Raw genomic sequence first — 13,963 nt, 5'->3', positions numbered from 1 at the left:
CAACAATCGAGAAACTGACGGCTGGATATTAGCGGGACGGTTCTTGTCGTGAGGCGCTGGCTTCGGAGGAGATGACGGTACGGCCATTTGTCATCCGGTGCCTGCCTATCGGCAGCATGATGGGCCGGCCCGAGGTCGGGTCAGTGACGATCCGACTTTCGAGCGCGAATATCTGGCGCACATTCTCTTGCGTCAGCACGTCTTCCGGCTTGCCTGAGACGTGCAGGCGGCCGGCGACCATTGCCACGAGATGGTCGGCGTAGCGCGCCGCGAGGTTGAGATCATGCAGCACCATGACGATTGTGGTGCCGCGCGCATGATTGAGGTCGGTCAGGAGATCCAGTACCTCGATCTGGTGGCTGATGTCGAGGAAAGTCGTCGGCTCGTCGAGCAGCAGGATTTCCGTTTGCTGCGCCAGCGCCATCGCAATCCAGACGCGCTGGCGCTGGCCGCCGGACAGCTCATCCACCGGCTTCTCGGCGAGGTCTTCGGTTTTGGTAGCGGCAAGCGCTGCAGCCACCGCCTCATCGTCCTTGCGCGTCCAGCGGGAAAACATGCCCTGATGCGGGTGCCTGCCACGGCTGACGAGATCGGCGACGGCGATGCCTTCCGGCGCGATGGGCGACTGGGGAAGGAGACCCAGGACCCTGGCCAGTTCGCGGGGTGGCGTCCGGTGGATCGACTTGCCATCGAGGAGCACATGGCCCTGGCGGGGCGCTATGAGCCGGGACATGGTGCGCAGGAGCGTGGACTTGCCGCAGGCATTGGCGCCGACGATCACGGTGATCTTGCCGGGCGGTACGGCAAGATCGAGGCCATGCAGGATTTCGGTATCGCCATAGCCGGACGAAAGCTGGTGGGCGGTAAGAGAATGTACGGTCACAGCGAGCCTCCGGTCCGGTTGACGCGGATAATCAGGAAAATGAGGTAGGGGGCGCCCAATGCGCCGGTCACCACGCCGACGGGATAGCGGTGGGACAGGAGGAACTGGCCGCAATAATCGCCCGCCAGCACAAGCACCGCGCCGATAAGCGCCGATGGGATCAGCAGCGATCCATTGTTGCCGACGATGCGGGCGGCGATCGGGCCGGACAGGAACGCGACGAAGGCAATAGGCCCCGTCACCGCCGTCGCGGACGCGATCATGCCGACGGCTGCAATCATCACCATGATGCGGGTTCTTGCAACCCGGACGCCCAGGGCCGAAGCGGTATCGTCGCCCAGCCGCAGCGCTTCCAAGTCACGCGCGCGGATCAGCAATAGGCCGCCGAAGACAGTGAGCGCTAGCAAGAGCGGGAGCGCTTGGTGGAGTTGCGCGCCGTTGACGCTGCCGGTCAGCCAGCGCATCGCCTCCTGCAGGTTCCATGCGGGGGCGCGGACGAGGATATAGGCGATGAAGCTTTCCAGCATGGCCGAGACGCCGATGCCGACAAGGATGAGCCGCGTTCCGGCAACGCCGTTCCTGAACGAAAGGCCGTAAACCAGCAGCGCGATGCCCAGACCGGCAATGACGGCGAAAACTGAAACGATTGGCCCGTTCAGCGACAGCACGACGATGGCGAAGACAGCCGCCGCGCTTGCGCCTGAGCTGATGCCGATGATGTCGGGGCTGGCGAGGGGATTGCGCAGCATGATCTGGAAGGCGACGCCGCCCAGCCCGAAGCTCAGGCCTGCGAGGACCGCGAGAACGGCGCGTGGCAGCCGCAATTGGCCGACGGTGAAACTTGCGCCCGGCACGTCTTGGCCGAGAAGCACGCGGATGACGTCATGCGGCGGCGTGAAGGATTGTCCCAGAGACAGGGTGAGGGCGATGGTCGCGGCGAGTAAGGCCAGGAGAAAGGCGATCACAAGGTTGCGCCGGCGCGCGCGGCGGCGGCGGTTGTCGGCGATGGAATCGATGGTGGGAATAAGCATCGTCACAGCTCACGCACCCGCTGGCGCCTGACAATCCAGATGAAGAACGGCGCGCCGATGAGGGCGGTGACGATGCCGACATCAAGTTCGGCTGGCCGGGCCATTATGCGCCCGACGATATCGGCAATGAGCAGCAGACATGCGCCACTGAGCGCTGAAAAGGGGAGCAGCCATCGGTGATCGACGCCTATGAGCAAACGGCACAAATGCGGCACGATCAGTCCGACAAAGCCGATGGGGCCGCAAATTGCGGTGGTCGCTCCGCATAGGAGAATCGCGCCGAAAGCGGCGACGGCGCGGGCGACGGCGACGCGCTCGCCGAGCCCGGCGGCCAGTTCGTCACCCAGCGCCAGCGAGTTCAGCTTTCGCGCCGAAAGCAGGCTGATGGCGAAGCCGACGGCGAGAAACGGCAGCACATGGGAAATGCGCTCAAACGTCGCGCCGCCGACGCCACCGATCTGCCAGGCGCGGATGCCGCCGGCGATGTCATTTCGCGGTAGCACCACGGCAATCACCAGCGAGGAGAAGGCGACCGAGGTGGCGGCTCCGGCAAGCGCCAGCTTGAGGGGTGTTGTACCGCCGCGCCCTAATGAACCGATGATATAGACGAAGACCGCCGAACACCCGGCGCCGAGAATGGCCGTCCAGATATAGGCATGGGACGAAGCGATGCCGAACCATGCGACGGCGACGACGACGGCGAGCGACGCGCCCATGTTGACGCCCAGGATGCCCGGATCGGCAAGCGGATTGCGCGTCACGCCCTGCATGAGCGCCCCGGCAAGCCCGAGCGCGGCGCCCGCCACGAGGGCAAGCAGCGTCCGCGGAACGCGCACGCTGACGGCGGCCTGGCCGATGCTATCGACCTGACCGCCCAGCGCCGCGAGGATGTCGGTCCACGCCACCTCGCGCGTGCCTACGCCTATGGAAAGGGCGCATAGCGCGGCGAGGGCGACAATCAGCAGAGCCAGCCAGAGGGTTCGGATGCGGTTCGATTTTCCGCTAAAAGACGTCCGCCCGGCGGATGCGATGCTTTCTGCGGTCATCTGGATTTCTTGGCTGCCTCGCCGAGCAGGGCGACATAATCCTTCAGCACCCACGAGATCGAAAGCGGGGTCGGATTTGCCGCGGTGCCGAGCGGGTCGCGGCCCAGCATGACGACCGCGCCCTTGGCGACAGCCGGCATCTTGGACGTGAGCGGATTGGCTTTCAGCGCGTCGATCAGCTCCTTGGCGCCATAGGTGACGACGATGTCGACATCATCGAACGCATCGATATGTTCCGCGCTGATGGAGCCAGAAAACTGCCCGGGCTTCGAAGCCTCCAGGACGCTTTTGGGCGATTCCAGTCCCAGATCCCTAAAGAATTTCACTCGTGTATCGTTGGAGGTATAGAAATTGACGGTGCTGAGATCGGTTTCATCGAGATGGGTAACGAACATGGCGGACGTGCCCTTGAGTTCGGGATGTCCGGCAAGGGTCTGCGCAATCTCGCCCTCGATCCGCGTGATCAGCGCGTCGCCCTCGGCGGCCATGCCCAGCCCGGCGCTGTTCAGGCGGATCATCTCGCGCCAGTCGGTAGACCATGGGGCTTCGGGATAGGCGACGACCGGCGCGATCTGGCTCAGCGTGTCGTAATCCTGACGGCTTAGGCCAGAATAGGATGCCAGGATCACGTCCGGATTGGTGGCGGCGACGGCCTCGAAGTCGATGCCGTCACCCTCATCGAAAAGCACCGGCTTTTGGGCGCCAAGATCGGCCAGCTTTTTGGCCACCCAGGGCAGCAGCCCATCGCCATCGTCATCACCGAAATTCGCCGCGGCAAAACCGACGGGCACGATCCCCAGCGCCAGCGGAACCTCATGGTTCGCCCAGGCGACCGTCGCCACCCGTTCGGGCTTTTGGGCGATGATCGTGGTGCCAAGAGCATGTTTGATGGTGATGGGGTATGAAGTCTCCCCGGCCCACGCGCAGCCGAATGCGATGAACGACAGGCATGCTGCGGCAAGTGATATGGGCAGCGGCAAGAACTTCAGCATTGGCGAAACCCGCTATAATGTTTTAAGTTGACCTCCACTCTCAACTTCATCCGGCGGCGTCAAGCGAGATGTCGGCATCCTGGCGCAGGGGCGGCGAAGTTTCCGTGGTTTCCTACAAAACCGGGGAAATTTACAATACTGGAGAAAGAGGCTCAAGTTAATAGGCGCAAGGCCGGTGCTGCCGGAGTGGGCAACGATAATATCGAATTGTGGGACCTGATCATGGAAATCGAACCAACGCGCGGCAAGCGGGCGGGAGCCCGTTACCGGAATGCGCTGCTTTTGGGCTGCACGGCGCTCGTCGCCTTCCCGACCGGGGTGCTGGCGCAAGAGGCAGGAAATTCGGATTCTCCCATCGTTCTCGAAACGATCACTGTCGAGGGCGGCGGCGAACGCGATGACGATGCGAAGTCGATCGTTGCGACCAAGACCTCCAGCGGCAGCAAAATGGCGACCGATATTCTGGATACGCCCGCCTCGGTTTCGGTGATCACGGCCAAGGAGATTCAGGAGCGCGGCGCGCAGGATGTCGAACAGGTGCTGCAATATACGCCCGGCGTCGTCACGGATTTCTACGGCTCTGACGACCGTTTCGACTATTTCAAGATTCGCGGCTTCGATGCCAATACCTACCGCGACGGGCTCTCGCTTGGCCGCCCCTTCGGCGCGATACGCGAAGAGCCTTATGCCTTCGAACGCGTCGAGGTGCTGAAGGGAGCCAGTTCCACCGTCTTCGGCGTCTCCGATCCGGGCGGCTCGGTAAATTACGTCACCAAGCGGCCTAAAGCCGAGCGCTTCGGCGAGGCCTATGTCACGGGCGGCTCGTATGAGCGCAAGGAAGTCGGCTTCGATTTCGGCGATAATCTGACTACCGACGATACGCTATCCTATCGCCTTACCGGCAAGCTCCGGGATGCCGACGCGGAGTATGATTATTCCCGCGATGACGACAAATTCATCATGGGCGGGCTGACATGGCGTCCTGATGATGCCACCAATGTGACGATTGTCTTCGATCATCTCAACCGCGACGGCGTTCCCGGCAGCGGGGGGCATCCGGTGGGTTCGGATTTCGACCGCGACCGCTTCTTCGGAGAGCCGGATTTCAACTATCGCGGCGCCGACAGAAATACCGTCAGCGTCATGCTCGATCATGATTTCGGCAATGGCCTCAGCTTTTCCTCCAACGCGCGTTATAGCGACACCAAGAGCGATTTCGGCTACGCCTATATCTCCGCCACACCCACGAATGGATCGACGATCGCCAAGCGGGATTTCTTCGGCAACGAAACCGAGGCTGAGAATTTCATCATCGATACGCGCCTGCAATATGATGCGAGCTTCGAAAACATCGATAGCCGCACGCTCGTCGGCGTTGAATATAATGATTTCTCATCGGACAACGATACGTATTGGGGACCGGCACCGGGCATAGACTGGACGAATCCAGTCTATACCGGCGCGCCCGCATCGCTTCCGCTGATTGCGAGCACGCGAAGCGACCAGAAGACCAAGGCCCTCTACGTCCAGCAGGATCTGACCTTCGCGGATAAACTGATCGCGTCCGTCGGGTTGCGTAATGACTGGATGGATATCGAGCAGACCAACAAGCTGGCGAGCGTGACGACCGAGGACGATCTCAGCGAGTTTACGAGCCGTTTCGGCCTCACCTACCGGTGGACCGACCAACTTGCCACCTATGCGAGCTACGCCGAATCCGTGGCTCCCCCGACCATCGGCAGGGAACCCGAGCGCGGCGAGCAGTTCGAGATCGGCGTCAAATATCAGCCCGCCGGCTTCCCCGGCATGTTCACCGCCGCCGTTTACGACCTGACCAAGACAAATGTCCAGGTCACCGATCCCATCACCAGCCTACCGTCTACGATCGGCGAGGTCCGGGTTCGCGGCATCGATCTGGAAGCCAAGGCGGAACTGACGAACAATATCAGCCTGACCGCCGCGTACTCCTACCTCGATTCGCAGATCGTCGAAGACGGAACCGGCAAGAATGACGGCAACCGCATGCAGTTCGTGCCCGAGCATATCGCCTCGCTCTGGGGCACCTACAAGCTTGAGGGAAGTGGACGGCGCGGCGACATGACATTCGGTGTCGGCGGACGATATTCTGGCGCGTATTACTTCGACGATGCGAACACGCAATCGACCGGCAGCAGCTTCGCCGTCGATGCGGCCTTCACCTATAAGATCGAGAAGAACACCGCGCTTGAAGTGAACGTCAGCAATCTGTTCGATGAGAAGCACGTCGCCTATGGCGGTTTCGGAGCCGATTTCTACAATCCCGGACGCGCGGTCTACGCAACGGTGCGCCGCACCTGGTGATGCAACCGTCCCACCCGGTTTATTTCGGGTGGGACAAACGCATCCGCCGCCAGGCCGCCGGGGTTTCCCCTGATATCTGGCGGAAGGCCTTGGTCAAATGCGCCTGATCGGAAAATCCGAGCTGGGCGGCGATGTCCGCCACGGTGAGACTGCTTTCCGCCAACAGTTCCTGCGCAAGCTCAATGCGTCGGCCAAGCTGCCATTGCAGCGGCGTCTTGCCTGTCGTCTGCTTGAAGACATGGGCAAACCAGCTTTCGGACAAGCCGACCGCCGCGGCCATCTCGGCAACGCTCAGGCGGGCATCGCCGCGGCTATTCAGCCGCGCGGTCAGCTTGTTCATCTGCGCCTGCGTGAGCCTGCCATTGGCCTCAACGCTTGCCTCACCGGGAATATCGAGAAGACCGGTCACAATGCTGCCGACGAGGCTTTCGGCGTAGACAGGATGTCTCGAAGGGCTCGATACTTCGTCGACCAGCAAGCCAGCCAGCGTTTCGATCGCGCCGACATCCTGAATTTCCACCGGGCGCCGGAGGGCTGAGCGCGCAGCCGATGACCCCACCGAGGGCGAGAGAAAGCGCAGGAGCTTGTCCTTGTGCAGATGCAGGTCGAGATGGGAGAAGCGGTGCGGGGACGTGAACCTCGTCCAGAGGGGAGCGCCTGCCGGCACATAGACTGCGCGGGTCATCGGGCGGTCATGCCGCCCGTCCTCATTGGACATGCGGATATGCGGCGACACGTCGTTGAAGAAAATCACGATGCGGGGATCTGGGGAGATGTAAAAGGCATTTGCGCCTGATTGGCCTTCGGCGTCCCAATAGACGCTCATCATGCCATCGAGACCCCGCCATCTGGCCGGGGCGAGCGCCCGGATGCCTTCGAAAAGGCAAGTCATGGAATGCCGATAGGTCAATGGCGGAAGTCACCTGTGCTTGCCGATTAAATATGATATTTAGTATCATATTAATTTTTCAGGGCAAGCTGCTTTACGGCTGAAGCTGGAAGTCGGGGGCGCAAAGGCCCGTCATGCCTCTCTTTAAATTAAAGCGTCCGTGATCGACATCATCACATCTTCTGCAGTGCGCTCCTCATTAACATCTATGATATCTGCGTCGCCATCTCGGTCAGCATTACCTGATGCAGCTTCCATATCCTGAATATTGGAAAGCTGCGCTTTTTGCGCATTCCATTCATGTAGGTATTCCGTGTAATGATCTGGGAATGGCTCTGTATTGTTATTGTATTGTATTTTTAAAAGTGGTTTTTCAATTTTATAAAAATCTAAAAAGTCACCAAGATATGCTGTTAGGCCATCAACATCAAAATCCGAATGAGATTTCAATAATTTTCGTTGCTGAGAAATGAGATTTTTTCTCTTTTCATCTCTTGTGGTATCAATTGTAATAATTGGATAAGGTTCGCCATTGGCGACACCTTTAAACTCTTGCATTTCTGCAAAATGTAGATCGATTATAAATTGAGTAGTATCTACATTTTTTCGAGCTTTGCATAATAGATACGCAAGTCCAGGTGAAACAGTAAGCGTGTTAATCGTCGAATTTCGAGCTATACGAAATCCACCGTCAATTCCCTTTCCTAAAAAGTCGAAGAATCTCGGATTCTGGTCCACGTCGCATTCGCTTTTTTCAGAGGGCAGTTCGTCGGTCCCGTTAATGGGATCTAGTCGGCCGTCTATACTTAGACGAATGCTGCAATTCGGAGAGGGAAACGCAGCAACCCATGCGTTACCTTTTGTGTTAAGTTTGTAATTGTAAGACAGCTGAAGTTCTTGACCAAATCGCTTTAGTGTCTCTACAAAGGCTGTCACGTAAGCGCTTACGTGACATAGACTGTAAACGCGATTAACAAATATAATTTCATCGCCGATGGTCTTCCAAACTTTGGGGAAGTTCGCCTTTTCGATCTCGGCCATTTGTGGGATGTGCCCGCAGACATCTTCATAAATGGAGATAAAGGTCTTAGGAAACTCCCCGTAGAATCTTTGAAACGCTTTAAGCCAAGCTGTGGAGTTATTTTTGGATTTAAAATCAGTAGAGCCGGTTAGATCGACAGAGAGGAACAATCGTACACGGTACTCCGGAGCTTCGACTTCAAGCATTTAAACCCAACTTACAGTGTTAGATTCAGGGACTTTGCCCGAATTTCGATTGCTTTGGCCGAAACCCCAAACTCCTTTTGAGCTTCTTCGGCGCCTTTAGCCAAGTATAATTCTTTGAATTCGTTCGATGGCATGAGAAAGGCCGCCGCAAACCAGTTCGCTTCCCATTCAGCACGCTGTTGGTCCGGATTTTTGTCATCAACCCATCGAGTGGCGCGCATAATCGCATTTGGCTTTTCTTTTTGCACCACACTCAGATGCAATAACAGATGGCCCAACTCGTGCGCGATGGTGAAACGATCGCGCGCTAAGGATGTGAATTTGGAAAGGTAAATTGTAAAATCATTAAGGCTGCGAGCCACTATAGAACCACTCTCGTAGTCATCATGCCCGTTGGTTCCTACAATAATTTTCCCCCCAAAACGTGCAACAATATCTTCAATGCTGCCGTCTGGGCGAAAGCCAAGCTTTTTTGCAATCGTTTCAGCAATGCGCTCTACCGTGGCCTTGGAGAGCCTGCTTGGTTTAGGACTGATTTGCTCCGCCGACATGATTTTTTCCGATTAGCGCATTAAGAGGGCTCTGCAAATTGCGTGACCCTCAAGAGCCGAGAGAATCGTGCAACCAATATAATTTCTCTATTAGCGTATAGCAATGGCGGAGAGGGAGGGATTCGAACCCCCGATGGAGTTGCCCCCATGCCGCATTTCGAGTGCGGTGCTTTCAACCACTCAGCCACCTCTCCGCGTAGGGTGGCCCGCACTTCGAAGCGCGCGCTGTCTTATAGTGGAAAACTGGCACCATCAGCCAACGAGAGACTCCCCACCTGGATGTGGCGAGGATGCGCCTCACTGCGATGAAGGTAGCGGCTCGCGCGGTTCATTTCGTGCTTGAGCGCCGGTCAAGCAGCCCGCCGGAGAGCAAAACTCTTACCGTCCACGGTGGATACCAGTCCCATGCGAAAAAGCGAAGCAAGGACAGCGGAGACGACGGGTAGGCATCTGCGGCCCTGCTTGAATTGTGCGGCAATCATTCCCGGCTCCAGCGCCCCTTCGGCCACCAGCAGCGCCTGGTGCACGGCAAAGGTCTGGTCGCGCTCGTCCTTGGGGAAGGCAGGCTTTTGACTCGAGCCCGTGGAGGTCACCGCCCCGTCGAAGTCCGCCTCCAACTGCTCGGCCTTTTCCTTGTCCGAGCCGAAACGCGGGATCTGGTAGTCGGGGCGCAGCCAGCGCACGAAGCCACGCTTTTCCTCCTTCGCTCGCTCCTTGTTGAGCGCGACGAGGCGGGTGAGCACCTCTTCTTCGGGCAGATCGACCGGCAAGTTATAGGCCTCCGCCACGGCAGAATCGAGCTTTTCGTGCAACTCCTTCAGAATTAGCACCAGCCCGTCGTCGAAGATGCGACGCTCCTTGATCGTAAGGTTATCCGGTTTCGCCCCCGCCTTCAGCCGCTCCAGCACATTGTAAAGGCCGGTCAGCGTCAAGTGGGGATGCTCGGCCAGCACGCGCTTGCGATGGGCATCGAGCTCCTCGGCAATGGCGCCAATGGCAGCTTTCTGGGCGTCGGTTGCGTCGGGGAATGGGAAGGGATCGAATGTTCGGGTTTTCGTGTAAACAGAGTCATTCCCCACACCCAACCAACCTCCAGCCCGCAGCGACCATAGGGCGTGTATGCGAGAGGAAAGGACACCCAAAATCAACAGCGATTCACTCGCCACAATCACAATTTTATCTACGCAGACAACGCTTGATGGCATCAATTGGAATATGCGGTGCTTAGCCGTGTCAACCGTTATAATGAAATTACTCAATCCCGCAATTGCGGGACGCAGTTCCTGCCTTGGTTTACCGAAAAGCCACCATAGGTCGAGGTAACCTTTCGAATCTTGTGTCGGCGACTTAGCATACTGCTTTTCTCGCTCGTTCTTCACTGTCGCCAAGAGGTGCTGGTAGATGGCGGGGAATCTTTGCCGGAGTTGCTGAGCGCTTAATCCGAAGGCATCAATCACCAAATGATTTTTGAGCGTTGCGCTACGTCCATACCGTTGCGATATGGCTTGATAATTTGGTCGGCAGCACCCTCAACATAGCCAAGATGCTCCGCTTCCGAGCGGCTTAAAACAAAACCTTTTCCATGGAGGTTTACTCCGTCATGGCCCAAGCCTTGGTTTGAACGTAGGCTTATAGCACTTGTCACATCCACCCCAACCGTCAGATCCGAATTGATCCTCCCCCGCTTCTCGTCGAACAGGATCACCGGGCTGTCGGTCTCCACGCCTTCCTCCGCCGTAATTTCCATCAACACCCCGTCATGCTTACCTGCTTGAGCCACTGTCATAGCGATCCGCACGGCGGCGCTGTCGCGGGTCACTTTCGTCCATGGATGATCCGGGATTGCCATGGTGATAGATAGCGGCTTCTTAGCGTTGAGGTGGGGCTCCATCACCCGGCGCTGGAACACCTGGCTGATGGAATTGGTGGTGACGAAGCCGAAGCGCTTCAGCGGACTCTTGGGTTTCAGCAGGATTTCGGCCGCACGGTCCCACCAATACATGACGAAATCGGCGCTTTCGTTCATGTGCTTGTGCGCCTTCCACAGGGCTTCTGTATAACCGGACCCCATGCGGGCGCGAATATCCTTGCCGCCGACGAAGGGAGGGTTGCCGACAATGTAATCTGCCTTTGGCCAGTCGGGCCGGCGGGCATTGGGGTAGGTTTCCTTGCCATCCACGACCTTTGGCAGCGGATAACCATCCCAAGTTAGCACCGCATCGCGATTCTCGATATTGTGGAAGGCTTTCAGAATCGGCTCGGACGGGGCAACGCCGCGATTGCGGAAATGCCATTGCAGATGGCCTATCCAGAGCACCAGCTCGGCAATTGCCGCCGCACGCGGGTTAATCTCAATTCCCAGGAACTGGTGCGGATCGACCGTGTGGCTTTCATATGCCAAGGCCTCCTGTCCGCCGAGATCATTCAGGGCCTCCAGCACCTCGCCTTCCAGCCGCTTCATCAGTTCCAGCGAGACATAGAGGAAGTTGCCAGTGCCGCAGGCAGGGTCGAGCACGCGGATATTGCACAGTTTGTCATGAAACGCTTGGACGGTTTTGATCGCGGCGTCACCCTTACCTTCAGACTTTTGCCGGTCGGCGGTGGTGCGAGCGTTGTCCCATTCACTCCGCAACGGATCGATCACGGTCGCGATAACAAGCCGCTCGACATAGGCCCGTGGCGTGTAATGGGCACCGAGACGGCGACGGTCGGTCGGGTCAAGCGCCTGTTCGAGAAAGGTGCCGAAGATTGCCGGTTCCACGTCCTTCCAGTCATAGGCTGCTGCTGCGGCAAGCTCGCCGATTTCTTCCTTGGCGAGGGGCAGCGCCCGGCGGTTGTGGAAGAACTCACCATTGAAGCGCTTGACCTTTTTACGGATGGTGGCGGTAAACCCGCCTTCGTCCATCGCGCGCCACAAGTCTTCCATCATAGCGGGAAAAATTTCCGGCTTCTCAGCACAGTCCTTCAGCAACTCCTTGAAGGAATCCTTCGGCAGCAGTTCCACATCCTCTGCGAACATGGTGAAGAGCACGCGCATCAGGAACATTGCCACCTCCTCGGTGGCATAGCCCTGCACTTCCAACGCCTTCGACACTTTGGCAATGCGCGTGGCGATCTCGCGTGTCACCTTGGCGGCGTAGCGCGACGGATCAAGCGATAGCGGATCAGTCCAGATCGCCTTTAACCGCGCGCGGATTTTCTCGTCCCGTAGGTCTTCCAGATAAATGCGGAAGGAGCGGCGATCCGGAAACTGATCATAGGCCTTTCCGTCGCGGCGGAAATTGGCGTAGACCTCGATGGCGTGACCGACATCGCAGACCAGCACGAAAGGCGGTGGCTCGTGCGAGGTGGGCAGTAGTCGCACATAGTTTTCTGCCTGCTGGCGAGCATTCATCATCAATACGTCCCAGGCGCGGTTTGCGCCAGCGCGACGACCTCGAGGTGCTGCAGCGGCGAACCCAAGCAATTGCGGCGCATCGAGCTTCTTGTCGCCTGCAAACCGGCTCTGCTTGGCCTCCAGGACGAAGCAGTCGCGTTTGTAGAGATCGATGCGCTTGGACGAAGTGGACCCGTCACGGGTCGTCTCCTTCACCGCCCGCTCGAAGACATAATCGTTGGCTTCGTGCGCGGCAGAGGCCGGGTCGGCATGTGGAAGCCCAAGCAGATCGCAGAGCTCTGTCAAGAACAATGCATAATTCGCCCTTTCTTGGCCACCATCCTGGTCTTGCCAGCGGGCAATGAAGGCTTCTACGTTTGGTTGCATAAACCAGCCCCATCTCGTTGCGGAGAATTTAAGCCTTGTGACGCTTCAGGCAAGAGAACAATTTCGATCATGAGATTGAGGTGTAAATTCGTCAGTCGCCTAAGGCCAAGCGGGCACAAAAATCCGCTTCAGCGGCACAAGCTGCTGGGTCTCGATATCCAGCTTGTCATATTGCTCCAAGAGGCTTTTCACTAGGTCATCGAGATCCATTAGCGCCAAGGGGATATTCGCCCGCTCTGCTTCGTAGCGGGCCTCACGGGTGAAGCCTCCCGTGCTGACGTAGAGTCCCGTATCCTGCGGATGCCTGCCGCCGAGGAAACTACGCACGTCAGGTGCGCCCATTGTTCCCTTACGGTGCTTTACCTCTACGACGATGCGCGGCGACTCGAAACCGAAGCCATCCGGTGAGGCGACGATATCCTTGCCGCGATCCGGCCCCGCCTCTGAGACGCGCGTCTTGTAGCCGAGAGAGCGCAGAAGCCCGGCGACCAGTTCCTGCATGTCGTCCCAGGTGAGCGCGTTGACTTTATCCTTGATGAATTCCCGCGCCCGGCTCTCCATTGACTTGAAGAGATCGTCCTCTATCGCTTCAGCCGCTGCGGTCGCCTCTGGTTTCGCCGACTGTCCCGAGGTCATTGCCTTTTTGAGTTCCGCAGCCACTTCGTTCGATATCCGGAACAGGGTGGAGATCGAACCCAGGCTATTACGGCTCTCGACCGAAAGAAGATCGCGGCTGACTTCGCCGTGCCAGCGCACGGGGCGGAACTGTGCATCTTCCGGATCGACCAATGTATCATAGCGATAAGGGCCGGTCACCTCGCCGACGAGATAGACGCGCCGCGACGGGTTGTAGGTTACGATCATATCCCCGACATCGATCTCATTTACAAAGCGGTATAATTGACCGGTCGCCATGGCGATGGACTGCGGTTTCATCTCCGGCCATGCCGCTGCGACGAGATCGGCAATCGCCTTCCTTGTCTTTACGTGAGACAGATCGCCGACTTCATTCCAACCAATCGCAACCGCCGACACATCCTTGAACGCATCGAACAGTCGTCCGTCGCGCTCGGCGCGCACCATCCAGGATTTACTCATAAGCTGTGCCCCCAATCTGCGCGGCAGAACATTTCGCAAATGTCGGCAAGTCGCAAGGGGGAAGTGGTCGTTCGCGTTTGGATCTGGTCCTAGACTTATCGAGGCTCACTGGCTGGTTCCGCGCGTTCACTTGTTGCCTTGCA

Annotated in this window: 11 protein-coding genes and 1 tRNA gene; 1 reads left to right on the top strand and 11 read right to left on the bottom strand. The window is 58.2% G+C overall.

All coding sequences use genetic code 11. The features are described from left to right. Positions 1 to 28: 28 nt before the first annotated feature. From C7477_RS09755 to C7477_RS09740, 4 genes are read right to left on the bottom strand one after another with little or no spacing between them, the layout of a single operon-like run. Positions 29 to 883, bottom strand: coding sequence for an ABC transporter ATP-binding protein (locus C7477_RS09755; RefSeq protein ID WP_110751524.1), 855 nt, complete (start codon positions 881 to 883; stop codon positions 29 to 31). After that, on the bottom strand, positions 880 to 1,914 hold the full coding sequence (locus C7477_RS09750; RefSeq protein ID WP_110751522.1) for a FecCD family ABC transporter permease: 1,035 nt from the start codon (positions 1,912 to 1,914) through the stop codon (positions 880 to 882). The genes C7477_RS09755 and C7477_RS09750 overlap by 4 nt, the downstream gene beginning before the upstream one ends. Before the next feature lie 2 nt (positions 1,915 to 1,916). Next, on the bottom strand, positions 1,917 to 2,960 hold the full coding sequence (locus tag C7477_RS09745; protein ID WP_181418387.1) for a FecCD family ABC transporter permease: 1,044 nt from the start codon (positions 2,958 to 2,960) through the stop codon (positions 1,917 to 1,919). Then, positions 2,957 to 3,952, bottom strand: a complete 996-nt coding sequence (locus C7477_RS09740) for an iron-siderophore ABC transporter substrate-binding protein (RefSeq protein WP_110751518.1) — start codon at positions 3,950 to 3,952, stop codon at positions 2,957 to 2,959. The genes C7477_RS09745 and C7477_RS09740 overlap by 4 nt, the downstream gene beginning before the upstream one ends. Before the next feature lie 222 nt (positions 3,953 to 4,174). Here C7477_RS09740 and C7477_RS09735 point away from each other — a divergent pair, with 222 nt between their 5' ends. Beyond that, the gene (locus C7477_RS09735) at positions 4,175 to 6,292 is read left to right on the top strand and encodes a TonB-dependent siderophore receptor (RefSeq protein ID WP_110751584.1); all 2,118 of its coding nucleotides are present in this window, start codon (positions 4,175 to 4,177) and stop codon (positions 6,290 to 6,292) included. Between the two features lie 19 nt (positions 6,293 to 6,311). On the opposite strand, the gene C7477_RS09730 is transcribed toward C7477_RS09735, so the two are convergent. From C7477_RS09730 to C7477_RS09705, 7 genes are all read right to left on the bottom strand, one after another. Further along, a complete protein-coding gene (locus C7477_RS09730) occupies positions 6,312 to 7,184 on the bottom strand; it encodes a helix-turn-helix domain-containing protein (RefSeq protein ID WP_110751582.1) in 873 nt (290 codons plus the stop codon). A 141-nt stretch (positions 7,185 to 7,325) separates the two neighbouring features. Then, positions 7,326 to 8,408, bottom strand: coding sequence for a hypothetical protein (locus C7477_RS09725; RefSeq protein ID WP_110751516.1), 1,083 nt, complete (start codon positions 8,406 to 8,408; stop codon positions 7,326 to 7,328). Between the two features lie 11 nt (positions 8,409 to 8,419). Further along, the gene (locus tag C7477_RS09720) at positions 8,420 to 8,959 is read right to left on the bottom strand and encodes an ImmA/IrrE family metallo-endopeptidase (protein ID WP_110751514.1); all 540 of its coding nucleotides are present in this window, start codon (positions 8,957 to 8,959) and stop codon (positions 8,420 to 8,422) included. Between the two features lie 104 nt (positions 8,960 to 9,063). Continuing rightward, a tRNA-Ser gene (locus tag C7477_RS09715) sits at positions 9,064 to 9,153 on the bottom strand. 156 nt (positions 9,154 to 9,309) lie between these two features. Then, complete coding sequence (locus tag C7477_RS19425) at positions 9,310 to 10,338, bottom strand: DNA methyltransferase family protein (RefSeq protein ID WP_342633269.1); 1,029 nt, start codon at positions 10,336 to 10,338, stop codon at positions 9,310 to 9,312. A gap of 74 nt (positions 10,339 to 10,412) precedes the next feature. Further along, positions 10,413 to 12,722 carry a class I SAM-dependent DNA methyltransferase gene (locus tag C7477_RS09710; RefSeq protein WP_342633268.1) on the bottom strand — a complete coding sequence of 770 codons (2,310 nt, stop codon included), beginning with the start codon at positions 12,720 to 12,722 and terminating at the stop codon, positions 10,413 to 10,415. A 99-nt stretch (positions 12,723 to 12,821) separates the two neighbouring features. Continuing rightward, on the bottom strand, positions 12,822 to 13,820 hold the full coding sequence (locus C7477_RS09705; protein ID WP_245411793.1) for a restriction endonuclease: 999 nt from the start codon (positions 13,818 to 13,820) through the stop codon (positions 12,822 to 12,824). Between the last annotated feature and the right edge of the window lie 143 nt (positions 13,821 to 13,963).

The sequence above is a fragment of the Paramesorhizobium leguminum genome, from assembly GCF_003217235.1.
GTDB classification, from domain to species: domain Bacteria; phylum Pseudomonadota; class Alphaproteobacteria; order Rhizobiales; family Rhizobiaceae; genus Paramesorhizobium; species Paramesorhizobium leguminum.
The sequence above is the reverse complement of the archived record's forward strand: the minus strand, read 5'-3'. Positions and strand labels throughout refer to the sequence as shown.

Coding starts and splice junctions, on each gene's coding strand:
- C7477_RS09730 (WP_110751582.1), bottom strand. CDS start 7,184: ATGACTTGCCTTTTCGAAGGCATCCGGGCGCTCGCCCCGGCCAGATGG.
- C7477_RS09710 (WP_342633268.1), bottom strand. CDS start 12,722: ATGCAACCAAACGTAGAAGCCTTCATTGCCCGCTGGCAAGACCAGGAT.
- C7477_RS09720 (WP_110751514.1), bottom strand. CDS start 8,959: ATGTCGGCGGAGCAAATCAGTCCTAAACCAAGCAGGCTCTCCAAGGCC.
- C7477_RS09745 (WP_181418387.1), bottom strand. CDS start 2,960: ATGACCGCAGAAAGCATCGCATCCGCCGGGCGGACGTCTTTTAGCGGA.
- C7477_RS09705 (WP_245411793.1), bottom strand. CDS start 13,820: ATGAGTAAATCCTGGATGGTGCGCGCCGAGCGCGACGGACGACTGTTC.
- C7477_RS09740 (WP_110751518.1), bottom strand. CDS start 3,952: ATGCTGAAGTTCTTGCCGCTGCCCATATCACTTGCCGCAGCATGCCTG.
- C7477_RS09725 (WP_110751516.1), bottom strand. CDS start 8,408: ATGCTTGAAGTCGAAGCTCCGGAGTACCGTGTACGATTGTTCCTCTCT.
- C7477_RS09735 (WP_110751584.1), top strand. CDS start 4,175: ATGGAAATCGAACCAACGCGCGGCAAGCGGGCGGGAGCCCGTTACCGG.
- C7477_RS09750 (WP_110751522.1), bottom strand. CDS start 1,914: ATGCTTATTCCCACCATCGATTCCATCGCCGACAACCGCCGCCGCCGC.